This is a genomic window from Actinospica sp. (assembly GCF_035552695.1).
Lineage (GTDB): Bacteria > Actinomycetota > Actinomycetes > Streptomycetales > Catenulisporaceae > Actinospica.
The window spans coordinates 1-22565 of record NZ_DASZKT010000090.1; the positions used below are offsets into that span (position 1 = coordinate 1).

Annotated in this window: 17 protein-coding genes; 7 read left to right on the forward strand and 10 right to left on the reverse strand. The window is 71.3% G+C overall.

All coding sequences use genetic code 11. The annotated features are described in order from the left end of the window. Positions 1-309: hypothetical protein (locus VG296_RS11410; protein ID WP_325565626.1), on the forward strand; the 309-nt coding region annotated here is incomplete at its 5' end. Here the strand turns inward: VG296_RS11410 and VG296_RS11415 are convergent. Next, a complete protein-coding gene (locus tag VG296_RS11415) occupies positions 306-2654 on the reverse strand; it encodes an ATP-dependent DNA helicase UvrD2 (protein ID WP_325565627.1) in 2349 nt (782 codons plus the stop codon). The two genes, VG296_RS11410 and VG296_RS11415, sit on opposite strands and share 4 nt — an antisense overlap. 109 nt (positions 2655-2763) lie before the next feature. On the opposite strand from VG296_RS11415, the gene VG296_RS11420 reads away from it, so the two are divergent. Continuing rightward, positions 2764-3015 (forward strand): mycoredoxin, encoded by a 252-nt coding sequence (locus VG296_RS11420; RefSeq protein ID WP_325565628.1) that lies wholly within the window; start codon positions 2764-2766, stop codon positions 3013-3015. Here the strand turns inward: VG296_RS11420 and VG296_RS11425 are convergent. Continuing rightward, positions 2996-3541: a HEAT repeat domain-containing protein gene (locus VG296_RS11425; RefSeq protein ID WP_325565629.1), complete on the reverse strand. Its 546-nt coding sequence runs from the start codon at positions 3539-3541 to the stop codon at positions 2996-2998. The genes VG296_RS11420 and VG296_RS11425 overlap by 20 nt on opposite strands. 65 nt (positions 3542-3606) lie before the next feature. On the opposite strand from VG296_RS11425, the gene VG296_RS11430 reads away from it, so the two are divergent. Beyond that, the gene (locus tag VG296_RS11430) at positions 3607-4869 is read left to right on the forward strand and encodes an MFS transporter (protein WP_325565630.1); all 1263 of its coding nucleotides are present in this window, start codon (positions 3607-3609) and stop codon (positions 4867-4869) included. Between the two features lie 121 nt (positions 4870-4990). Then, positions 4991-6088: an ABC transporter ATP-binding protein gene (locus tag VG296_RS11435; protein WP_325565631.1), complete on the forward strand. Its 1098-nt coding sequence runs from the start codon at positions 4991-4993 to the stop codon at positions 6086-6088. A gap of 7 nt (positions 6089-6095) precedes the next feature. Here VG296_RS11435 and nudC read toward each other — a convergent pair whose 3' ends face one another. The 4 genes from nudC to VG296_RS11455 form a co-directional block, all read right to left on the reverse strand. Beyond that, positions 6096-7067: an NAD(+) diphosphatase gene (gene nudC, locus VG296_RS11440; protein ID WP_325565632.1), complete on the reverse strand. Its 972-nt coding sequence runs from the start codon at positions 7065-7067 to the stop codon at positions 6096-6098. A 168-nt stretch (positions 7068-7235) separates the two neighbouring features. Next, positions 7236-8663 (reverse strand): dipeptidase, encoded by a 1428-nt coding sequence (locus VG296_RS11445; protein WP_325565633.1) that lies wholly within the window; start codon positions 8661-8663, stop codon positions 7236-7238. A gap of 31 nt (positions 8664-8694) precedes the next feature. Next, positions 8695-9906 (reverse strand): pyridoxal phosphate-dependent aminotransferase, encoded by a 1212-nt coding sequence (locus VG296_RS11450; protein ID WP_325565634.1) that lies wholly within the window; start codon positions 9904-9906, stop codon positions 8695-8697. A gap of 133 nt (positions 9907-10039) precedes the next feature. Further along, positions 10040-10486: an ASCH domain-containing protein gene (locus VG296_RS11455; RefSeq protein WP_325565635.1), complete on the reverse strand. Its 447-nt coding sequence runs from the start codon at positions 10484-10486 to the stop codon at positions 10040-10042. A 55-nt stretch (positions 10487-10541) separates the two neighbouring features. Between VG296_RS11455 and VG296_RS11460 the strand changes: the two genes are divergently transcribed. Both VG296_RS11460 and VG296_RS11465 read left to right on the forward strand, forming a co-directional pair. Then, entirely contained in the window at positions 10542-11411 is an 870-nt protein-coding gene (locus tag VG296_RS11460; RefSeq protein ID WP_325565636.1) for a class I SAM-dependent methyltransferase, read from the forward strand. 72 nt (positions 11412-11483) lie between these two features. Continuing rightward, entirely contained in the window at positions 11484-12011 is a 528-nt protein-coding gene (locus VG296_RS11465) for a DinB family protein (RefSeq protein WP_414641086.1), read from the forward strand. A 25-nt stretch (positions 12012-12036) separates the two neighbouring features. On the opposite strand, the gene VG296_RS11470 is transcribed toward VG296_RS11465, so the two are convergent. From VG296_RS11470 to VG296_RS11480, 3 genes are all read right to left on the reverse strand, one after another. After that, entirely contained in the window at positions 12037-15240 is a 3204-nt protein-coding gene (locus tag VG296_RS11470; RefSeq protein ID WP_325565638.1) for an ATP-dependent DNA helicase, read from the reverse strand. Continuing rightward, the gene (locus tag VG296_RS11475; RefSeq protein ID WP_325565639.1) at positions 15240-18488 is read right to left on the reverse strand and encodes an ATP-dependent DNA helicase; all 3249 of its coding nucleotides are present in this window, start codon (positions 18486-18488) and stop codon (positions 15240-15242) included. The genes VG296_RS11470 and VG296_RS11475 overlap by 1 nt, the downstream gene beginning before the upstream one ends. 95 nt (positions 18489-18583) lie before the next feature. After that, a complete protein-coding gene (locus VG296_RS11480; protein ID WP_325565640.1) occupies positions 18584-18919 on the reverse strand; it encodes an MGMT family protein in 336 nt (111 codons plus the stop codon). A gap of 179 nt (positions 18920-19098) precedes the next feature. Here VG296_RS11480 and VG296_RS11485 point away from each other — a divergent pair, with 179 nt between their 5' ends. Beyond that, the gene (locus VG296_RS11485) at positions 19099-21606 is read left to right on the forward strand and encodes a lysylphosphatidylglycerol synthase transmembrane domain-containing protein (RefSeq protein ID WP_325565641.1); all 2508 of its coding nucleotides are present in this window, start codon (positions 19099-19101) and stop codon (positions 21604-21606) included. 119 nt (positions 21607-21725) lie between these two features. Here the strand turns inward: VG296_RS11485 and VG296_RS11490 are convergent. Beyond that, positions 21726-22565, reverse strand: an 840-nt coding sequence (locus VG296_RS11490) for a ThiF family adenylyltransferase (protein ID WP_325565642.1), incomplete at its 5' end; no start/stop codon positions are given.

Below are 22565 nucleotides of genomic sequence, written 5' to 3' on the forward strand. Positions count from 1 at the left end.
ACGCTCGACGTGTCGGTCACCTCGCATGCTGATACGGCGATGCAGTACACGGCCGACCTGTCGATCTCGGCCCCGGGCAGCGACGCCTCCGCGCCCTGTACCGCCGAATCCGAACACCCGACGACGCCCGTCGGCGGAACCGTGGGCGCCGAGTCGACGGTCACGGTGAGCTTCGCGATCCAGATGTCGGCCTGCCCGGCCGGGTCGGCGCCGCCGCCGACCGAGGGGCTGCAGCTCGGCGTCTCCATCTCGATCCACGGCTATCCGCTCACCGAGGAATCGCTCGGGCAGCCGGTGGATCTCTCCTAGGCGGGCTCCCCCACGTCCCCCGGCTCCGGCTCGGGCAGCGGCTCCAGCATCTCGCCGGGCTCGCTCGCCTCCGCGGCCTCCGCCGGCTCCTCCGGCCACTGCGATTCCGGCGGTTCCTGGGCATCCGGCGGCTCCTGGGAGTCCGCCGCCGCCTCGTCCGCGGCGGGCGCGGAGCCGGTGAGGATCGCGAGCACCTGGTCCGCATAGCGCTCCAGCTTGCCCGCGCCGACGCCGGGGATCCTCGCGAGCGCGGAGCGCTCCGTGGGCCGGGTCTCGGCGATCGCGGTCAGCGTGGCGTCGGTGAAGACGACGTAGGCGGGCACCGACTGGTCCGTGGCCTGCGCCAGCCGCCACTCCCGTAGCCGCTCGAAGAGCGCCTGGTCCAGATCCGAGGGGCAGTCGGCGCAGCGGCCGAGCTTGCGGTCCACGGCCTCGATCAGGGCCTTGCCGCATACCCGGCAGCGCACCGGCCCGGTTCGCTTGGACTTGCCCTGCTCCTGCGGCCCGCGCCCGGAACCGCGGCGCACCACTCCCCCGGCGCCGGCGTCCGCCATGGCCGCCTTCGCCTCGCGCAGCGAGTCGAGGAAGCGCGAGGGACGGCGCGAGGCCCGGCCGCCCGGAGCGCGGGCCAGCGCCCAGGACAGCTGCAGCGTCTCGCGGGCCCGGGTCACGCCGACGTACAGCAGCCGGCGCTCCTCCTCCAACTGCTCGTCCGTCTCCGCGTAGGTGATCGGCATCAGACCCTCCGTCAGACCGACGAGGTAGACCGCGTCCCACTCCAGGCCCTTCGCGGAGTGCAGCGACGCGAGGGTGACGCCGTCCACGACCGGGGCGTGCTGGACGGCGGCGCGCTCCTCGAGTTCGCGCACGAACTCCACGAGCCCGGCCCGCGGATGCCCGGCCTCGTGCTCCTCGGCCAGCGCGGCGAGCGCGGCCAGCGACTCCCACTGCTCGCGGGCCCGGCCGGAGCCGGCCGGGGCCTTGGGCGACCAACCGTTGCCGGAGAGCACCGCGCGCACGGTCGCGGCGAGCCCCTCCATGCTCCCGTCACCGCCTGCTGAGTCGCCCGCCGCGCTGCCCGCGGAACCGCCTTCGGCGGCGCCGCTCGAGCGGGCGGCCCCGCGCAGCAGCAACACGGCCTGCCGCACCTCCGGCCGGTCGAAGAAGCGCTCGATGCCGCGCACCACGTAGGGCACGCCGCGATCCGCCAGCGCCTGCTCGTAGACCTCGGACTGCGCGTTGATCCGGAAGAGCACCGCGATCTCCGCGGGCCGCGCGCCGCGCTCGATCAGCGTTCTGATGTTCTCGGCGACGCCCTCGGCCTCCGCCGCCTCGTCCGGGTACTCGGTGTAGCCGGCCGGCGGGCCGGCGTGCCGCTGCGCGACGAGCTCGAGCCGGGCCCGGGCCGCGCGCCGACCGGCCTGGGTGTCCTGCGGGATCGCGCCGAGCAGCGCGTTCGCCACACCGACCACCTGCGGCGTGGAACGGTAGTCGCGGACCAGCCGGATCACGGTGGCGTCCGGGTAGCGGTCCGGGAAGCCGAGCAGGTACTCGGGCGTGGCGCCGGTGAACGAGTAAATGGTCTGGCTCGCGTCGCCGACCACGCAGAGCGAGTCGCGCTGCCCGAGCCACTGGTCGAGCAGGCGCTGCTGCAGCGGGTTGACGTCCTGGTACTCGTCCACCACGAAGTGCCGGTACTGCGAGCGCACCTGGTCGGCGACGTTCGGCTTGGATTCGAGCACGCCGATGGTGAGCAGCAGCACGTCCTCGAAGTCGATGAAGCCGCGGTCCCGCTTGTGCTCCTCGTACGCCGCGTAGACCCGGCTGACCTCGGCGGGCTCGCGCGGCGGCACCTTCTGCGCCTTGGCGACGGCGGTCCCGTAGTCCTCCGGCGCGGTCTGGGTGGACTTGCACCACTCGATCTCGGAGGCCAGGTCGCGCAGCGCGGCCCGGTCGGTCTTGATCCGGCAGGCCGCCGCGGCCTCGGCGACCAGCGAGATCTTCGACTCCAGGATCCGCGGCGGCGGCCCGCCGACCGTCTGCGGCCAGAAGTACTGCAGCTGGCGCAGCGCGGCCGAGTGGAAGGTGCGCGCCTGCACCGTCCCCGCCCCGAGCCCGCGCAGCCGGCCGCGCATCTCCCCCGCGGCGCGCGCGGTGAAGGTGACGGCGAGCAGCTGGTTGGCCTGGAAGGCGCCGGTGGCCACGCCGTACGCGATCCGGTGCGTGATCGCCCGGGTCTTGCCCGTCCCGGCACCCGCGAGCACGCACACCGGACCGTGCAGCGCGCGGGCGACCTCGCGCTGTTCACGGTCCAGTCCGGCAAGGAGCTCGTCGGGATCTGTCATGAGCCCGATTGTGACAGGCCGGTCCGACAGCCGGGCAGAGGCGGGAAGGATTCGGCGCCCGGAGCGGTTGTATCCTGCGGATCCGCCGAAGATGAGGAGTGTTGCGAGGATGTCGGCCCAGATCACCATGTATTCGACCCCCTGGTGCGGCTACTGCAAGCGGCTCAAGGGCCAGCTCGGCCGCGAGGGCATCACCTTCGACGAGGTGGACATCGAGCAGCAGCCGGAAGCCGCGGACTACGTCATGAAGGTCAACAACGGCAACCAGACCGTGCCGACCGTCGTGGTCGTGGCCCCCGGCGGCAAGCAGACGGTGATGACGAACCCGTCGCTGGCGCAGGTCAAGGCCGCGAGCGTCTGATCTCCGCGAGGCCGAAGGCCGCCCAGTCGCGCACGGCCTCGTCCGTGTCCGCACTGAGTTCGACGAGCGCGTCCTCGACTTCGGGTGCCGGGTACCGCTCGTCGGCGATGGAGGGCAGGGCGAGGGCGACCGCGCGGCGTATGTCCGCATCGCGGTAGACCGCGTAGCGCAGCACTGAATTCAGCGCCCTGCCGTCGCCGAGATGGGCCAGTGCCGTGATCGCGGCTTGGAGTAGTCGTGGGTCCTCGGCCTGGTCGAGCTCGGCGAGGAGTATCGGCAGCGTCTGCTCGCGGTACGGCCGGCCGCTCGCGTAGCCGAGTTGGCCCAGCACGTCCACCGCGACCAGGCGCAGTTCGAGGTCCGCGGAACGCGCGGCCTCGGCCACCGCGAGGAAGGTCTCCGCGTCGGGACGGCGCTGGAGTCTGCGGATCGGCCGCAGGCGGCGTTCGTCCTCGGGATCCGGGCACGCGGCGGCCTCGGCGAGCAGCCGCGCCGGGTCCTCGTATCCGGGTTCGAACTTGCGCATGCGGCCCAGCGTAGCCCGCCGAATTTATCTTGACATCGAGATTGTCAATGTGAAGACTGTCGGCTGTGGCACACCCGGGGCTGTTCAGCCAACTGCGCAATCCTCCGGGCGGACGCGACGCGCGGATCATGCTCTCCGCGCAGTTCTTGGACCGCACCGGCACCGGCGTGTGGAATGCCGCCGAGGTCCTGTACTTCACCGTCGTGGCCCGGCTCGACGCACGCAGCATCGGTTTGCTGATCGGCATCGGCGCCGTGGCCGGAATCCTCGGTTCGCCGGTCGCCGGACGGCTCGCCGCCCGCAACTCCGTCCGCGTGCTGCTGATCGGCTGTCACCTGCTGCGCGTGGTCACGCTCTGCGCGATGTTGGCCTCCACGCGCTTCGCCGTACTACTGCCCGCCGTCGCCGTCACGTTCTTCGGCGACCGCGCCGCGAAGACGCTGGAAATGCTCTTCGCCGCAGACGTCGCAGGCCCCGAGCGCGCCATGTATCAGGCGCTCTTCCGCAGCGTGGCCAACGCCGGATTCGCCATCGGCGCCGGAATCGCGGCCATCGGACTCGCCTTCGGAACCCGCGACGCGTACCGCATGCTGATCCTGCTCGACGCGTTCTCGTTCATCGTCTGCTCGGTGCTCGTGCGCCGAGTGCGGAAGACGTCGGGGGCGCCGGCCCGCGTCACGTCGCAGGCCGCTGACACGGTGCCGACCGCGAACCCGTGGCGCGACCCCGGCTACCTGGCGTTCGTGTTCCTCGACATCTTCATGGCCACGGACGACCCGATCCTCAACCTGGGCCTGCCACTCTGGCTGATCACGCGCACCACCGCCCCGCACGCACTCGTCCCCGCGTTCCTCGCGCTCAACACGGTGCTCGTCGTCGCGCTGCAGATGCGGATTTCCGCCGCCACCAAGAGCCCGCACGACGCAACGTCCGCGGTCGCGCGCTACGGCCTGATCATCCTCGCCTGCTGCGCCTGCGTCGCCGTCGCACCGGAATTCGGCACCTTATTCGCCTCGCTCGCCCTGCTGGTCGCGACCGGATTGCAGACGCTCGCCGAGCTGATGCGATCGGTCAGTTCGTGGGAGCTCGCAGTTGCCCTCGCGCCGGATGGGGCCAGACCCGCGTACCTCGGCGTGGCCGGGATGTCTCAGTCGATCCAGAAGTCCGCGGGCCCACTGCTGCTGACGAGCGTCGTAATGGTCGCAGGCCCCGTCGGCTGGCTCGCGCTCGGTGGCGCGGTCGCCGGCCTCTCCGTGCTGCAACGGCGTTCCTGCCTGCGCAAGCTCGGACTGCGCGACCCGGACGGATCACTCCCCGCAATCGCGTGAACATTAAGTGCAGACGCGCGACCGGTTCCTGTGCTTAACTCTTCGCCTCACCACATGCACCATCGCACCATCGCACAGTGACATTATCGTAACTGTTTGTGGGCACATGGGATGGATCAACGTGGCCAGTGTCGAATTCGTGGAGGCAACACACACATACCCGGGGACCGAGATGCCCGCCGTGGACAGCCTCGACCTGATGGTGGAATCAGGCGAGTTCATGGTGCTTCTCGGGGCCAGCGGCTGCGGGAAGACGACCGCCCTGCGCATGCTCGCCGGCCTGGAGACGGTGGACTCCGGCTCGGTGTTCATCGACGGACGGGACGTCAGCGACCTCGAACCGGGTGAGCGCGACATCGCGATGGTCTTCCAGAGCTACGCGCTCTACCCGCAGATGACCGTCGCCCAGAATCTCGGGTTCCGCATGACGATCATGGGCACGCCGCACTCGGCCGTCGCCCGCCGGGTGCGTCGGATGGCCTCCCAGCTGGACCTGACGCCGACGCTGGACCGGCTGCCGCGCACGCTTTCCGGCGGTGAGCAGCAGCGCGTCGCGATGGGCCGCGCCATGATGCGCGAACCGCAGGTCTACCTGATGGACGAGCCGCTCGGCGCGCTCGACGCCAAGCTGCGCGCGGAGGTGCGCTCGCAGATCTCGAACCTGCAGCGCCGCCTCGGCACCACGATGCTCTACGTGACGCACGATCAGATCGAGGCGATGACCATGGGCGACCGCATCGCGGTGCTCAAGGACGGCGTGCTGCTGCAGTGCGACGCGCCGCGGGTGCTCTACGAGAACCCGGCCAACGCCTACGTCGCGGGCTTCGTCGGCTCGCCGCCGATGAACCTGCTCAGCGCGCGGGTCGAACACACCTGGGCGCTGCTCGGCGACGTGGACGTCGTGGAACTCCCGCTCGGCCGCGGCCTCGTCGCCGAGCTGACCAAACCCGAGGTCACCATCGGCTTCCGCCCCGACAAGGTGAGACTCGCCCCACCGGGCGTCGGCCTGTTCGCGCACGTCGAAGCCGTGGAAAACCTCGGCTACGTCTCCTACGCGCACTGCACCGCGGGCCTCGGCGAGCGGCGCAGGGACGTCATCGTACGCTGCGAACCCGGCGCTACACCCGAACCCGGCACCGCCGTCGGCCTCGCCCTCGACCCCGCCGAGATCCACTACTTCGAACCGGCCAGCGGACGCCGCCTGCACGCCGCCCGCTGACGCGGGCTCAGACGCCCGGCGGCACGGACCAGTCCGCGCCGAACCAGTTCTCGATGAGCTTGCGCGCTATGGAGATCCGGCCGGAGGGGATCACCTCTCCCGACTCGATCGCCGCGGCGAGCTCGGCGCGGCTGAACCAGCGCACCTCCTGCAGCTCGTCGCCGTCCGCGCGCACCCGCTCCGGATCGTGCACGCGGGCCCGGAAGCCGAGCATCAGGCTGCACGGGAACGGCCACGGCTGAGAGCCGAGGTACTCGACCCGGGTGACCGTCAGCCCGGCCTCCTCCTGCACCTCGCGGGCGACCGCGGCCTCGAGCGACTCGCCCGGCTCGACGAAGCCGGCGAGCACCGAGTAGCGGTTCGGGTCCCAGTTGGACTGGCGGCCCAGCAGCAGCCGGTCCTCCGGGTCGGTGACCGCCATGATCACCGCCGGGTCGGTGCGCGGGTAGTGCTCCGTGCCGCACTGGGAGCAGCGGCGCACGTGACCCGCGGCGGCGGAACTCGTCGGGTGGCCGCAGCGCGGGCAGAAGCGGTGGCTGCGGTGCCAGTACTCGAGCGCGACGGCGTGCGTGAGCAGGCCGGCGTCCCGGTCCGAGAGCAGCATGCCGACCTCGCGCAGCGAGGCCGAGCGGGCGTCCGCGTCCTGACGGCCCGGCAGGGACTCGCCCGGGACCGCGAAGTAGGCGCGGCCCTCGTCGTCGCGGCCGAGGAAGAAGCGGTCCCCCTCCGGCGCGTCCAGCGAGTTGAGCAGCACCAGCCTGGCCAGCGGCGCGTCCGGATTGCCCTGCGCCACCGGATCGAGCTCGTCCAGCACCAGAGCCCGGCCCTCGCTGACCACGAGCACCCTGGTGTCCGGGTTCGACCACGCGGCGGCCAGCGCCGGCTCGTCCAGCCGCAGCTCAGCCTGCCGGTCCACCGCCGTCCTGGCCAGCGCGAGACGGCCGAGCGGTCCGGTCAGCTCGTCCCTCGGGTCCGCCATCGGACCGCCACCCCCTGCTCTCCGCATGCGTCAAGTGTGTCATCACGGGCCGCGACCGCGGTTTGGATCACCGGCCCGTGACGACTAACTCCCGGCAACGAGCGATTGTTCCCGAGCGCTCTGCTTGTTACTTATAGCCGGCTATCGTTACATAACGAGCATATTGTGCTACTTGCCCGTCCCGGCGCCCAGTCCGGAGCCGGCCAGGTCCTCCCACAGGTGGGCCGCCGCCTCGGCGCCCTTGAGCAGCAGGTCCAGGTCGACCTTCTCGTTCGGGCCGTGCCAGCCGTCGTCCGGCAGCGAGATGCCGAGGAAGACGACCGGGGCGCCGAGCACGTCCTGCAGGTCGGCCTCCGGTCCGGAACCGCCCTCGCGGGTGTAGAGGATCTCCCGCGGCTCGGCCGGGTTCTCCGCGAAGGCCCTGCCCAGCGCGCGGGACACGGACTGCAGCGCCGGGTGGTCGAGCGGCGTCAGGCAGGGCCGCACGCCCTCGCCCTCGAACTGCACCGCCGCGGTGATCCCGGCCGGCACCCGCTCCTGGATCCACGCCTCGAAGGCCTTGGTGATCGCGCCCGGCTCCTGCCCGGCGACCAGCCGGAAGGAGAGCTTGGCGTGCGCCTCCGAGGGCACGATCGTCTTCGAGCCCGGACCGGTGTGCCCGCCGTAGATCCCGTTGATCTCCGCGGTCGGCCGCGCCCAAACCCGCTCCAGCGTGGAGTACCCGGCCTCGCCGACGGGCGCCGAGGATTTCGCGTTGCCCAGCCACACCTGCTCGTCGAACGGCAGCTTGGCGATCAGCTCGCGGTCGGTGTCGGAGAGCTCGACGATGCCGTCGTAGAACCCGGGGACGGTCACCCGCCGGTCGGCGTCGTGCAGCTGCGCGAGCACCCGCACCAGCTCGGTGATCGGGTTCGGGATCGCGCCGCCGAAGGAGCCGGAGTGCACGTCCCCGCTCGGTCCGGTGAAGTCCAGCTGCGCGGAGATCAGGCCCCGCATGCCGGTGCACGAGGTCGGGGTGTCCTTGGCCCACATGCCGGTGTCCGAGACCACGACCACGTCGCAGGCCAGCTCGTCGGCGTGGGCGCGCAGCAGTTCGGCGAAGTTCGGCGAGCCGCTCTCCTCCTCGCCCTCCACGATCAGCTTCAGGTTGACTGCGGGGGCGGTGCGCCCGGTCGCGGCCAGGTGCGCCCGCAGGCCGAGGGTGTGGAAGAACACCTGCCCCTTGTCGTCAGCCGCGCCGCGCGCGTACAGCTTGCCGTCGCGCTCGGTCGGCTCGAAGGGCCCGGTCCGCCACAGCTCGAGCGGCGTCACCGGCTGCACGTCGTGATGTCCGTACACGGCCACGGTCGGGGCCGTCGCGTCGCCCGAGGGCCACTCGGCGAACACGGCCGGCAGGCCGCGCCCGCCCGCCGTCTCCCACACCTCGACGGTCGGGAAGCCGACCGCGCGCAGCTTCGCGGCCAACCATTCGGCACTCGCCCGCACGTCCGCGACCCGGTCGGGGTCGCCGGAGATGGACGGGATGCGCAGCCAGTCCTTCAGTTCGGTGAAGAACTCCGCCGCGTTGCCCTCTACGTATTCACGGATGTCAGCCATAAGCGCCAAGGGTAACGGGTGGGAGCGGCCCTTACTGGCGGTACGTGGCGAGGAACCTGGCGAGGCCGTCGATCGCCGCTTCGAGGTCCTTGACGTGCGGCAGCGTGACGATCCGGAAGTGGTCGGGCTCCGGCCAGTTGAAGGCCGTGCCGTGCATGACCAAGGTCTTCTCGGCGTTCAGCAGGTCCATCACGAAGCGCTCGTCGTCGCTGATGTGGTAGATCTTCGGGTCCAGCCGCGGGAACGCGTAGATCGCGCCCATCGGCTTGCTGCAGGACACGCCGGGGATCTCGTTCAGCATCTGCCAGGTCAGGTCGCGCTGCTCGTAGAGCCGGCCGCCCGGCTCGACGAGCACGTCGATGGACTGGAAGCCGCCGAGCGCCGCCTGGATCGCGTGCTGCACCGGCACGTTCGGGCCGAGGCGCAGGTTGGCGAGGATCTCCAGGCCGTCCAGGAAGTCCTTCGCGTGCTCCTTGGGCCCGGTGATGACCATCCAGCCCATCCGGTAGCCGGCCGAGCGGTAGATCTTGGACAGGCCGTTGAACGTGACGCAGACCAGGTCCGGGCAGGCGAGCGCGGTCGGCCGGTGCGCGGCGCCGTCGTAGAGGATCTTGTCGTAGATCTCGTCGGACAGCACCATCAGCTGGTGCCGCCTGGCTACCTCGACCAGCGCGTCGATGATCTCCGGCGAGTAGACCGCGCCGGTCGGGTTGTTCGGGTTGATGATCACGATCGCCTTGGTGCGGTCGGTCACCTTCGACTCGATGTCCGCGATGTCCGGCGCCCAGCCCGCCTGCTCGTCGCAGCGGTAGTGCACCGGCCTGCCGCCGGCCAGCGCCGTCGCCCCCGTCCACAGCGGGTAGTCCGGCGCCGGGATGAGCACCTCGTCGTTCAGGTCGATCAGCCCGTTGAGGACCATCGCGATCAGCTCGGACACGCCGTTGCCGATGTAGATGTCCTCGATGTCCACGATCGGCAGCCCGCGCGTCTGGTACGCCTGCGCCACCGCCCGCCGCGCCGACGGCAGCCCCTTCGAGTCGCCGTATCCGTGCGAGCCCGGCAGATTGCGGATGATGTCCTGAATCAGCTCGTCCGGCGCCTCGAAGCCGAACGGCGCCGGGTTGCCGATGTTCAGCTTCAGGATCGAGTGCCCCTCGGCCTCGAGCTCCTTGGCTCGCCGCAGCACCGGTCCGCGCAGGTCGTACTGCACCTCGGACAGCTTCCGCGACTGCTTGAACTCCATCGGACACCCTTCGATAGGCACGTGGGTCGTTTCTATCAGTTATGTCGCGATCCGCGCACCGGGATTCCAGAGTCTAAGCAGACCCGGAGTGAAGAGCAGGTGGCGGCGGCCTATCGATGGAACCGCGGCCGGCCTATCGGGAATCCGTTCCGCGGAGGTCTTCGATGAGGCGGAAGCGGAGGGCGACTACGAGGGTGGAGTCGTCGACGGTGAAGGCGGGTTGGCCGATCGCGTCGCGGTATTGCGCGCCGTGCCAGTAGGCCTCGTGGTCGAGGCGCCAGTCCTTGACGCTGCTGAAGCCTTCGCCCTCGTCCAGCGCGTGCTGGTGATCCACGTCGGCGAGGGGCAGGACGCGGATCTCGGTCATCTCGATCACGGCGACGGGTCGGGCGGCGGAGTCGACGACCAGTTCGCGGTCGCCGACCTTCGGCAATTCCTCGCCGTCGACCTCGAGTTCGAGATGCAGGCCGGTGGTCGTGCTCTTCTCGCCGGACAGGATCGCGGCGACCAGGCGGTCGCGCAGTTCTCCGGGGAATGCGAATTCGGCGATCGGGAGCGAGGCGTATTCCGTGGGCAGCACACGAGCACTGTAGGGGTCACGGCGCACAGGCGCGGGAGGATTTATGGTCGGAGGTATGACGAACGGGCAGCACCACCACGAGCATGGGCATACTCACGGACACTCACACGGGGACGGAGGCGACGCGATGCTGGCCGAGTTGCTGGACCTGGATGCGGAGGTGCTCGGCGAATCGTTGAGCGAGGTGGCCGGGTGGGTCGCGGGGCACGCGGGGCCGCTGCCGGCCGGGCGGGTGCTCGACCTCGGGTGCGGGACGGGGACGGGGACGTTCGCCCTGCTGCGGGAGTCGGCGGATGCCGAGGTACAGGCCGTGGACGGGTCGGAGTTCATGCTGGAGCGGCTGCGCGAGAGGGCGCGCGCGCTCGGCGTGGAGAAGCGGGTACGGACGGTGCGGGCGGATCTGGACGGTGCGTGGCCGGACTTCGGGACCGTGGATGTGGTGTGGACGTCGGCGTTCATGCACCACCTCGCGGATCCGGACGAGGCTCTGCGGAAGCTCTACGCCTCGCTGCGGCCCGGCGGGCTGTTGGCGGTGATCGAGTTGGCAGGGTTCCCGCGCTTCCTGCCGGACACGCTGGGCGATGGTCTGGAAGGACGCTGCCAGGCCGTCGTCGACGAATGGCGTACCCAGGAGATGCCGCACATCGGGGACGACTGGGGCGCGCGGCTGCGCGATGCGGGATTCGTGGTCGAGGAGGAGCGCGCCTTCGACACCGAGCTCCGGTCGCCGCTGACGGAGGCGGCGAGGCGGTACGCGCGGGCGTCGCTGGGTCGCACGCGGGAGCGGGCGGCGGACCGGCTGAGCAGCGCGGACCTGGCCCTGCTCGATGCATTGCTCGACCCGGAAGGACCCGAGAGCCTGGCCCGGCGCGACGACCTCTTGGTGCGGGCGAGCCGGATCGCGTGGGCGGCGCGGCGTCCGTGATTTCGGGAAAACTCGTGGCGCGGGCAGGTACGGGCTCGGAGGATGGCAGGCATGAGTGAATCGCGCGCCGACATGTTCATCGACCCCGAATCCGATCCCCGCGCCGACCCGCCGCCGCAGGCCGACGAGCGGTCCACGCTCGCCGCGTTCCTGCGCTGGCAGCGCGAGACGCTGGAGCTGAAGTGCTCCGGGCTCAGTCCGGAGCAGCTGGCGCGGCGCACGGTCGAGCCGTCCACGATGTCGCTGCTCGGCCTGATCCGGCACATGGCCGACGTCGAACGGGGCTGGTTCAGGCGCGGAATGGCTCAGGAGCCTGCGACGCCGCGCTTCTACTCCGACGATGAGCCGGACGGCGATTTCGACGGGGCCGTCGCGGACGCGGAGGTCGTGGCCGAGGCGTGGCGGGCATGGCGCGAGGAGGTTGAGTTCGCGGAACGGTTCGTGGCCGACGCGCGCTCCCTCGACATCACCTTCGACGACAAGTGGCGCGGCCCGCTCTCGCTTCGCTGGGTGCTGCTTCACATGATCGAGGAGTACGCGCGGCACAACGGGCACGCCGATCTGATGCGGGAGCAGATCGACGGCAGGCTGGGACAGTAGCGGTCAGTCGCGGTTCGGTCGCGGGTCAGTCGCGGGTCAGCCCGTCGGTGAGCAGGCGCTCGAGTTCCGCGCGGTCGGGCAGGTTCTCCGGGCGGACGACCTCGCCGGTGCGTACGTAGAGGAACGCGGCGCCGACCTTCGACAGCGGCACGCCTGCCAGTTCGGCCCACGCGATGCGGTAAACGGCCAGCTGAAGGGGGTCGGCGTTCTGGCGGCGGTTGGTCTTCCAGTCGACGACCTCGTATTCGAGGGGCGACTCTCCCTCGGCGCGGTAGACGGCGTCGATCCGGCCGCGCACGATCTGGCCGCCGAGGAAGAGCTGGAACGGCGCCTCGATGCGGTGTGGCCGGCGGTCGGCGTACTCGCTGCGCAGGAACGCCTCCTTGAGCTCGGCCAGGTCCTCGCTGTCCTCGTCCTCGCCGTACAGGTCCAGGTCGGCGTCGTCGAAGAGGCTCAGTTGGCCGAAGCGGTCCTCGACCCACGCGTGGAACTCCGTGCCCCGGCGCGCCTGCGGGGCCGGCGGCCTGGGCATCGGGCGGAAGAGCTGCTCGGCGAAGGCCTCGGGGTCCTTCGAATAGGCCAGGAGCTTGGTCGTCGAGAGGGAGACCGGCATGGGGATCTCGAAGCGGACTTCGCGGGCGCGGAGGAGTTCGTCGAGCAGCGCCTCGAGGTCGGTGTCCCAGCCTTCGACGAGCTTCCGTTGCCGCTGATCGTCGAGGTCAGGGTCCTGCGGCCACCGGTCGTCGGGCAACTGAAGCAGGCCCTTGACCGCCGCGGCCGCGGCGAGGCGGGAGGCGCGGGCCTGCGAATCGAGCGGGGCCGGCCACTCGGCCTCGGCCTGCTGCTCGCGCAGCGGGTTCGCGGCCTCGCCCTTCTCCGGCGTCACCGCCCACGCGTCCACCCGCCCGGCCTCGTAGTTGGCCTGCAGGTATTCGCGCAGCGCCGTCAGCGTCCCGTTCGCGCTCCGCGGGTCCTTCTGGGTCGGACCCCATACGTGGCCCGATACGAGCAGCAGTTCCTTGGCCCGGGTCAGCGCGACGTATTCGACGCGCTGGTCCTCGTATTCGGCGTGCTCCTTCATCAGGGCGTTGAAGCGGTTCACGTCGCGGCGGCTCGGCTCCGGCCCGAGCTCCGGCAGCCACTCGCCGTCGCCACGCAGCTCGTGCGGGAGCTTCGAGGCGATGGTGGTGTATTTCTCGACGCGGGTGCGGGCCTCGTACTGGTGCGGGACCGCGACGACCTCCCACTCCAGGCCCTTCGCCTTGTGCATCGTCAGGAGCTTGACCGTCTTGCTCTCGGCGGGCGGCAGGTCCACGTCGAGGCCGCGCTCGTGCGCCGCCGCGGCCTTGAGGAAGGTGCGGAACGCGGTGACCGACTCCTCGCCCTCCAGGTCGGTGAATCCGCCCGCGACGCCGAGGAACGCGCCGACCGTCTCGGCGCAGCGCTGGCGGTACGCGGCCGAGCTCGCCGCGATCTCCATCTCGAGGCCGGTCTCCTGCAGGATCCGGTGCAGCACGTCCACGACCGGCTCGCTGAGCGAGCGACGCAGACGCCTGATCTCGGCGGCGAAGCGCTCGAAGCGGGCCCGCGCGGCCTCGGAGAACGGCAGGTCCTCGCCGGGATCCGCCATCGCGTCCGCCAGCGAGACCACGTCCGTCGGGTCGGCGCCGGCGAGCGCCTGGTCGAGGCCGCGCTGCTCCTCGCCGGGCAGCCGCACGAGCTCGCGGGCGCGCTTGCCGAGCAGCGCGAGGTCGCGTGGACCGATCCGCCAGCGCGGACCGGTGAGCAGCCGGACCAGGGCCCCGTTCGCGGTCGGATCGTCGAGCACGTCGAGCATCGCCACCAGGTCGGCGATCTCGGGGAGGTGGAGCAGCCCGGAGAGGCCCACGACCTCGACCGGGACGCCGCGGCCGTGCAGCTCCGCGTAGATGTCGGGGATCTGGTTCCCCGCGCGGACCAGCACGGCGATCTGCGACCAGTCCCCGCGCACGTGCTCGTAGAGGCCCTGGATGCGCTCGCCGAGCCATTGGACCTCCTCGGGATGGGACGAGAGGAAGGCGGCCTCGGAGCGGCCGCGGTGGAATTTCTCCGCGGAGGCACGCAGTTCGCGGACGCCGGCGTGCAGCTCGCGCAGCCCGGCGGAGCGCTCGTTGGCGAAGGTCAGCAGGCGCCCGCCGCTGCGCCGGTTCTCGGAGAGCGAGTACTGCGCGGCGTCGCCGCCGTCGGCGCGCGGGAAGTGCTTGGGGAACCGGTCGATGTTCGAGGGAGAGGCCCCGCGCCAGCCGTAGATGGACTGGCACGGGTCGCCGACGCCGGTCACCGCGTGGCCGCCGCCGAACAGCGCGGACAGCATCCTGCGTTGCGCCACCGACGTGTCCTGATACTCGTCGAGCAGCACGACCTGGTACTTGTCCCGCTCGATCAGGCCGACCGCGGGCACCTCCTCGGCCAGCCGGGTGCCGAGCGCCATCTGATCGCCGAAGTCGACGAAGTCCCCGGCGCGCTTGAGCTTGCGGTAGTCCTCGACGAGCGTGAGCAGTTCGGCGCGCTCCAGGGCGACGCGCGCGATCACCCAGTAGTCGGCGAACCCGCGCGGGGCACGGCCGCGGCCCGCCGACAGGCCGTCGGCCACGGCCTGCCGGGTGAACCGGTCGGTCCACTCGCGCAACTGCAGCGGCTCGACGACGTGCTCGGCGAGTTCGGCGTCGAGGTCGATGACCTTGCGGGCGAGCGTGGCGATCGAGCCCTTGAGGAATTCGAAGGGGCCTGACGCCCGGCGGACGGCGCGCGCGGCGAGGGTGTAGCGGTTGGCGTCGGCGAGCAGCCGCGCGGAGGGTTCGAGGCCGAGGCGCAGCCCGTGCTCCTTGATCAGGGAATCGGCATACGCGTGATACGTGGAGATGGCCGGCTCGCCGGCGTCGTCTTCGGGCGCGTCGGATTCGGCGGCGAGACCCAGGCGGGCGAGGCTCGACAGCACCCGTTCGCGCAACTCGCCGGCGGCCTTGTTGGTGAACGTCAGGCCCAGCACCTGGCCGGGTTCGACCGCCCCCGTGCCGACGAGCCAGACCACGCGCGCGGCCATCACGGCGGTCTTGCCGGAGCCCGCGCCCGCGACGATGACGCCGGGCTCCAGCGGCGCGGTGATGGCCGCGATCTGCTCCTCGGTGTACGGGATGCCGAGCAGTTCACCGAGCTCGTCGGGGGTTTCCAGGGCGGTTCGCGGCGGCATCAGAGCGGCAGCTCTCTGCCCTCGGGCTGGCGCGGGCAGGCCCGGCGGAGCGAGCAGTGCTGGCAGACGGCCTGTTCCCCCGAGGCGTGGAAACGCTCCTTGAGCACCGTCCCGGCGACCTCGGCCAGCAGCTTCGGCGCCCAGCCGGCGTCCTCCTGCTCGCTCAGCGGCGGCTGTTTGCGCACGGTCGGCTCGGCGGCGTCCGACTCGTCGCGCGGGTAGACCAGTTCGGCGCCCGCCGTCTCGCCGATCCCTGAGGTCTCCGCGGCGAGCTGATACACCGCCAGCTGCGCGCTCTTCTCCGCCTCCCTGGGCGTCTTCGGGGTCTTGCCGGTCTTGAAGTCGACGAGGAAGACCTGCCCCTGCGCGTTCACCTCCACGCGGTCGATATATCCGTGCAGCCGCACGTCCACGCCGCCGACCGTGAGCGTCGTGTCGAACTCGCGCTCGGCCGCGACGAACTTCCGGCCCTCCCGGTGCCGGCCGTGCCAGACGAGGAAGCGCTCCAGCGCGCGACGAGCGGCCCGGCGTTCCTGGTCGGACTGCCAGCGCGCCTCGAAGGGCAGCCGGTCCCAGACCCGGTCGAGCCGGTCCATCAGCACGTCGATGTCGGCGGCCGTGGCACCGGTGGCCACCTCCTCGGCCAGCGCGTGGAACACCAGGCCGAAGCCCTGCTTGTCGGTGGACTGCTCCTGCGCGGCGGCCGGGCGCTCCAGGAACCAGCGCAGCGGGCACGCGTCGAGCGCCTCGACGGCGCTGGCCGAGAGCGGCACCGGCAGGTCGGGGCGCACGATCGGGGTCGGGTTGTCGGTGCGCTCGTACAGCCCCCACCAGCGTTCCGGCTCGGCGCTCGGCGCGAGCGGGGTGCCGTCCGGGGCCTGGGCCGCGGCGATCCTCGCCAGCCGCAGCACGGCCGCCTGCCGCAGCTCCTCGCTCACCGCGCCCGCCGGGGCCGTCGCGTACCGCCGCAGCTCGGCCAGCAGCGCGGTCAGCCGCAGCGGACGTTGCCGCGCGAAGCCGGCCGAGACCGGCTCGACGCCGAGCTCGTTCAGGAAACGGGACGGCGTCTCGCCGTCCTCGCCCTCGCCGCGCACCGCGCTGACCACGAGCCGTTCCCGCGCGCGGGTCACCGCGACGTAGAACAGCCGCCGCTCCTCGGCCAGCAGCGCGGCCGTGCTCAGCGGGTCGCTCAGCCCGAGCGGCCCGATCCGGTCGGCGTCCAGCAGCGAGCCGCGATGCCGCAGGTCCGGCCACAGCCCCTCCTGCACCCCGGCGACCACGACGAGCCTCCACTGCAGGCCCTTGGCCCCGTGGGCGGTCATCAGCTGCACGGCGCCGCCGCGCGCGGCCTTCTCGGCGAGCGTGTCGGCCGCTATGTCCTGCGCCTGCAGGCCGCTGATGAAGTCGGTGACGCCCGCGTGCCCGGTGCGCTCCTGGGCGCGCGCGGACAGCGCGAACAGCGCGATGACCGCGTCGAGGTCGCGATCGGCGAGCCGGCCGGCCGTGCCGCCCCGGTCGACCGCCCGGCGCAGCCGGCCCGGCCAGCGCGCGGGCTGCTCCGCGGTGCCGTTCCACAGCACCCACAGCGCGTCCTCGACCACGCCGCCGTTCGCCAGGGTCTCGGTCGCGGAGCGCAGCACGAGCGCCAGATTGCGCGCCGTGCCGCCGATGGAGGGTTCGATCGCCGCGAGTATGGCCGGCTCCGCGACCGCCTCCCGGATCAGCTGGTCGGCCGGGCGCGGGAGCGCGGCGCCGTTGTTGGCCAGCGTCTCCTCGGCGCGCAGCGCCCGGCCGAGCCGCCGCAGGTCGCCGCTGTCCAGCCCGGCGAGCGGGCCGGTGAGCAGCGAGCGCGCGGTCTCCGGCGTGAGGGCCGTGGGATCGGCGGCGCAGCGCAGCGCGAGCAGCAGCGTGGCCACGGCCGGTTCGCGCGCCAGCGGCAGCTGCTCCGCGCGCACCTCGACCGGGACGTTGCCCGCGGACAGTGCTCTGCGAATCGCGCTGAGCTGGTCGCCGGTGCGGGTCAGCACGGCCATCTCGGCCCAGTCGACGCCGTCCTCCAGATGCGCGCGGCGCAGCAGATCGGCGAGCGCGGCCTGCTCCACGGAGACCGACGGGAACATCAGCACGCTGACCGAGCCCTCGGCCGGCCCGTCCTGCGCCGGACTGAGCTCCCGATGCGCGCGCACCTTCTCCGCGGGCAGCCGGGTCAACGGCATCCGGCGGGCCACCCGGCGGGAGGCGCCCAGCAGCGTCGGCCCGGACCGCCGACTCGTCCGCAGCACGGCGATCGGTGCGGGCTCTGCCTCGTTCGTGCGAAACCGTTCGGGGAACTCCAGGATCCCGTGCAGGTCCGCGCCGCGGAAGGCGTAGATCGACTGGTCGGGATCGCCCACCACGACCAGCTCGCGGCCCGCCCCGGCCAGCGCCTCGAGCAGCCTGACCTGCGCCGGATCGGTGTCCTGGTATTCGTCCACGAAGACCACCCGGTAGGCCGCGCGCAGCTGCTCGCGCACCTCGGGGGTCTCGGCGAGCAGCACCGCGCGATGCACCAGTTCGGCGTAGTCCAGCACGCCGCGCGCGTCGGTCACGTCCAGGTACTCGCCGAAGAAGCGCGCCGCGGCCCGCCAGTCCTCCCGGTCCGCCCGCTCGGCGAACTCGCGCAGCCTGGCCGGATCGAGGCCCTGTTCCCGGGCGCGCAGCAGCACGGCCCGCAGCTCCTCCGCGAAGCCGCGGGTGCCGAGCGCGGCTCGCAGCGCGCCCGGCCAGCGCGCCTCGTCCGGCGCCCCGGATGGCCCCTGCCAGCCCGTCACCGGGTCGATCGTGCCGCGGACCAGCTCGCGGATGACCACGTCCTGCTCGGGGCCGGAAAGCAGCCGCAGCGGCTCGGAGAACAGCCCGGGGTCCTTGAACCGGCCGAGCAGCGCGAAGCAGAAGGAGTGGAAGGTGGTCGCGCCGGGCACGCCGACCGTGTCGCCGAGCCTGGCCCCTATCCGGTCGCGCAGCTCGGCGGCCGCGGCCCGGCTGAAGGTGAGCACCAGGATCTCCTCGGGCCGCACCGCCCGCTCGCCTGACATGCGGTCAAGCACGGCCTCGACCAGCGTCGTCGTCTTGCCGGTGCCCGGGCCCGCGAGCACCAGCAGCGGGCCGCCGCGATGCGCCACGACCGCGCGCTGCCCGGCGTCGAGCAGCGGCGGGCCCCCGGCCGCGGCACGGCGGACCAGGGTGTACGGCGGCGAGACCGCGGTCACCGGCGTCGTCCCTCCCTCTCGTCAAGATCCTCACGGGCTTCGGAAACCATGAGAGCACAGGGCTCCGACAGAAAGATCCACCACACTGTGGCTGTTTATGCCGAACCGTCCCAGCGGCACCCGGCCAGCCTGACCCGTTCCCGCTCCAGGTCGTACGGCGTGCCCTCGGACAGGTAGTTGGCCGCCGCCGCTCCGCGCAGCTGCTCGGGCAGCTGTCCTGAGGCGTTGACGACCCGCCACCACGGCACGTCGGAGCCGTATCCGGCCATCGCCGCGCCCACCTGACGCGCCGTCCCCCGCTCCAGGAACTCCGCGATGTCGCCGTACGTCATCACCTTCGCGGCGGGGATCCGGCGGACCAGCTCGAGCACGAGTCGGACGAAGTCGGGCGGCTCTACCGTATCGACCGTTCGGCGGATGGAATCGGGCATCGTTTTCAACCTCCGGGTGGATGGAGGGGGCATCGTAAACACGGAAAAATACTCCCGGGGGCCACCCCGGGCTGCATAGGACCGAATATGTAAGCGACGATAGAGCGAGTCGAGCACCGGAGTGACCGGGGCGCGGCGCGCCCGGCCGGGCAAGAATCGAAAAGGACACTGTGAACGCCATGGGCACCGAGGAGCGGGACGCGGATCTGTCCGCGGCCTCGGCCGTCGTGAACGGCGCGCTCCGGGACGCGGGGGAAGCGGACGGCGAGATCGAGGGTGCGCGGACGGCGGGGCTGCCGCCGGTGACCGTCGACGAACCGCCGGAACCGCGCCGGATACGGCGGCAGCCGGACCTGATGCGGCTGCTGTTCGAGTCGGCGATGATCGTCGTCGTGCTGCTGCTCGGCCGGATCGGCGTGCAGACCACCTCCGGGCTCGAGTCGGACATCCACAACGGCGTGCAGCTCGCCCCGTCCTTCCTGCTCGGCGGCATCACCGTGCTGACCAACATCACCACGGCGATCATCCCGGTGGGCCTGGCGGTGGAGCGGCTGGTGCGCCGGGACGGCAAGCGGGTGGCCGACGCGGTCATCGCGGCCGCGCTCGCCTACGGGCTGACCAGCCTGCTGAACTTCTGGATCGAGTCCTCGTTCGCGCCGAAGTGGCTGCTCACCGAGCTGACCCGGCACGTGAACTCGGGCACCACCTCGCCGCTGCACATCTACATCTCGACGCTGATCGCGTTCCTGACCGTGCTCGGCTTCAACGACCGGCCGACGCTGCGCACCTTCACCTGGGTGAGCATCGGGATCTACGCGGTGGCCACGCTGATGAGCGGGGACAGCGCGCTCGTCGGGCTGATCGTGACCTTCCTGCTCGGCCGGCTCGTGGCCTTCGGCTGGCGCTACGCCTGCGGCGTGGTCAACGAGCGGCCCACCGGCCAGATGGTCGTGCAGATGCTCAGCGACGTGGGCTTCGAGCCGGTCGCGTGCAGCTGGCAGGGCGAGCACGAGGACGTGCGCCGCTACGAGGTGCGCTGCGCGGACGGCCGGACGCTGGACGTGACCGTGCTGGACCGGGACCGGCAGGCGGTGGGCCTGATCTACCGCGTCTACCGGCGCATCCGGCTGCGCGGCCCGGCGCAGCGGCGCAACCTCTTCTCGCTGCGGCGCACGGTGGATCAGGAGGCGTTGATCTCCTACGCGCTGCGGGACGCCGGGATCCGCACGCCCAAGCTGGTCGCCGTCCGCGAGCTGAACGCGGACGCGGCGCTGCTGGCGTACGAGGGCGTGCACGCCGTCGCGCTGGCCGACGTGCCCAAGGAGAAGTTCGGCGACGAGATGCTGGCGAGGGTCTGGCAGACGGTCAAGGATCTGGGCCGCAGTCAGATCGCGCACCGCAGGCTGGCGCTGGACTCGATCCTGGTCGACGAGCACGGCGAGATCTGGCTGACCGAGCTGCGCAACGGCGAGGTCGCGGCGGCGGATCTGCAGCAGTTGCTGGACATCGCCGAGACGATGACGGCGCTCGCCCTCAAGGCGGGCCCCGAACGCACCGTGCGCATCGGCGCCGAGGTGCTCGGCGAGGAGCGGATCGGCGCCGCGCTGCCGATGCTCCAGCCGGTCGTGCTGACCCGGACCACGCGCTCGGCCGTCCGCAAGTCCAAGCACCTGCTGCAGCGGCTGCGCGAGCAGATCCTGGAACTGCGTCCGCACGCGCTGACCGACGCCGAGCCGGTCAAGCTGGAGCGGCTGAGCCCGAAGACGCTGCTGACGGTCGCGGCGGCCTGCTTCGCGGTGTACGTGCTGCTGTTCCAGCTCTCCACGGCGAGCAAGAACGGCCTGAACTTCGACTACGTGCTGCACCACACGTCACTGCCTTGGCTGATCGTGGCGATCGCGGCCTCGGCGCTGACGTACCTCTCGGCCGCGATGGTGCTCACCGGATTCATTCCGGAGAAGCTGCCGCTCGTGCACAACCTGCTGGTGCAGATCGCCGCGGGCTTCGTCTCGCTGGTCGCGCCGGCGGCCGTCGGCGGCGTCGCGCTGAACACCCGGTACATGCAGAAGCGCGGCATCGCGACCGGCCCGGCGGTGAGCGCGGTGGGCGCCTCCCAGGCGGTCGCCTTCGTCATCCACATCGCCCTGCTCGCCGCGTTCAGCTTCATCGCGGGGCAGAACATGGGCAAGTCCGACTCCTCCACGCTGGTCATCGCGATCCTGCTGGCGATCGCGCTGCTCGTGATGATCACGATGTCGGTGCCTCCGCTGCGGCACTTCGCCAAGAACCGCCTCGCCCCGTTCTTCGCCGACTCGCTGCCGCGGCTGCTGGACGTGGCGCAGAGCCCGCGCAAGCTGTCGATCGCGCTCGGCGGCACGATCTCGCTCTCGCTGTTCAACGCGCTGTGCCTGTGGGCCTCGATCCACACCGTGGCCCCGAACAACAAGATCAGTTACGCGACGACCACGGTGGTCTACCTCACCGCGCAGACCGCGGGGTCCTTCATCCCGGTCCCCTCGGGCGTGGGCACGGTCGAGACCGCGATGGCGTTCACGCTCAAGGCGTTCGGCGTGGACTACGGCACGGCGGTGCTCGCGGTGCTGCTCTTCCGGCTGCTGCGCACCTACCTGCCCGCGATCCCCGGTTACATCACCTTCAGCTGGCTCACCCGCAAGGGGTTGTTGTGACGAAAGGAGCTCCCCACGACCGTGGGGAGCTCCTGGCGACTACTCAGGTCTCGTAAATCGGTTACCGCATCGGCTTCGTCGGCTCGATCTGGTTGACCCAGCCGACCGACACCGTCCCCCTAATAGATCGGCTTCGTCGGCTCGATCTGGTTGACCCAGCCGACGATGCCGCCGCCGACGTGCACGGCGTCGCTGAAGCCGGCCGCCTTCACCAGCGCGAGCACCTCGGCCGAGCGCACGCCCGACTTGCAGTGCAGCACGATCTTCTTGTCCTGCGGAAGACCGGTCAGCGCCTCGCCCATCAGGAACTCGTTCTTCGGGATCAGCTTCGCCCCGTCGATGTGCACGATCTCCCACTCGGCGGGCTCGCGCACGTCGATGATCTCGAGGTTCTGGCCCTCGTCGATCCAGGACTTGAGCGTCTTCGGGGTGATCGTGGAGCCCTGGGCGGCCTCCTGCGCCTCCTCGGAGACCGCGCCGCAGAACGCCTCGTAGTCGATCAGCTCGGTGACCGTCGGGTTCTTGCCGCACACCGCGCACTCCGGGTCCTTGCGGACCTTGACCGAGCGGTAGTTCATCTCCAGGGCCTCGTAGATCATCAGCCGGCCGACCAGCGGCTCGCCGGCGCCCGTCAGCAGCTTGATGGCCTCGGTGACCTGGATCGAGCCGATCGAGGCGCACAGCACACCGAGCACGCCGCCCTCGGCGCAGGAGGGCACCATGCCTGGGGGCGGGGGCTCCGGGTAGAGGCAGCGGTAGCAGGGGCCGTACTCGGACCAGAAGACCGAGGCCTGGCCGTCGAAGCGGTAGATCGAACCCCACACGTACGGCTTGTTCAGCAGCACGCAGGCGTCGTTGACCAGGTAGCGGGTCGCGAAGTTATCGGTGCCGTCGACGATCAGGTCGTACTGCGCGAACAGCTCCATGACGTTCTCGGAGTCGAGCCGCTCCTCATGCAC

Bases quoted from the DNA above. Each gene is read 5' to 3' on its own strand.
- VG296_RS11415 (WP_325565627.1), bottom strand. From the start codon at position 2,654: ATGACAGATCCCGACGAGCTCCTTGCCGGACTGGACCGTGAACAGCGC.
- VG296_RS11420 (WP_325565628.1), top strand. From the start codon at position 2,764: ATGTCGGCCCAGATCACCATGTATTCGACCCCCTGGTGCGGCTACTGC.
- VG296_RS11425 (WP_325565629.1), bottom strand. From the start codon at position 3,541: ATGCGCAAGTTCGAACCCGGATACGAGGACCCGGCGCGGCTGCTCGCC.
- nudC (WP_325565632.1), bottom strand. From the start codon at position 7,067: ATGGCGGACCCGAGGGACGAGCTGACCGGACCGCTCGGCCGTCTCGCG.
- VG296_RS11445 (WP_325565633.1), bottom strand. From the start codon at position 8,663: ATGGCTGACATCCGTGAATACGTAGAGGGCAACGCGGCGGAGTTCTTC.
- VG296_RS11450 (WP_325565634.1), bottom strand. From the start codon at position 9,906: ATGGAGTTCAAGCAGTCGCGGAAGCTGTCCGAGGTGCAGTACGACCTG.
- VG296_RS11460 (WP_325565636.1), top strand. From the start codon at position 10,542: ATGACGAACGGGCAGCACCACCACGAGCATGGGCATACTCACGGACAC.
- VG296_RS11465 (WP_414641086.1), top strand. From the start codon at position 11,484: ATGTTCATCGACCCCGAATCCGATCCCCGCGCCGACCCGCCGCCGCAG.
- VG296_RS11470 (WP_325565638.1), bottom strand. From the start codon at position 15,240: ATGCCGCCGCGAACCGCCCTGGAAACCCCCGACGAGCTCGGTGAACTG.
- VG296_RS11480 (WP_325565640.1), bottom strand. From the start codon at position 18,919: ATGCCCGATTCCATCCGCCGAACGGTCGATACGGTAGAGCCGCCCGAC.
- VG296_RS11485 (WP_325565641.1), top strand. From the start codon at position 19,099: ATGGGCACCGAGGAGCGGGACGCGGATCTGTCCGCGGCCTCGGCCGTC.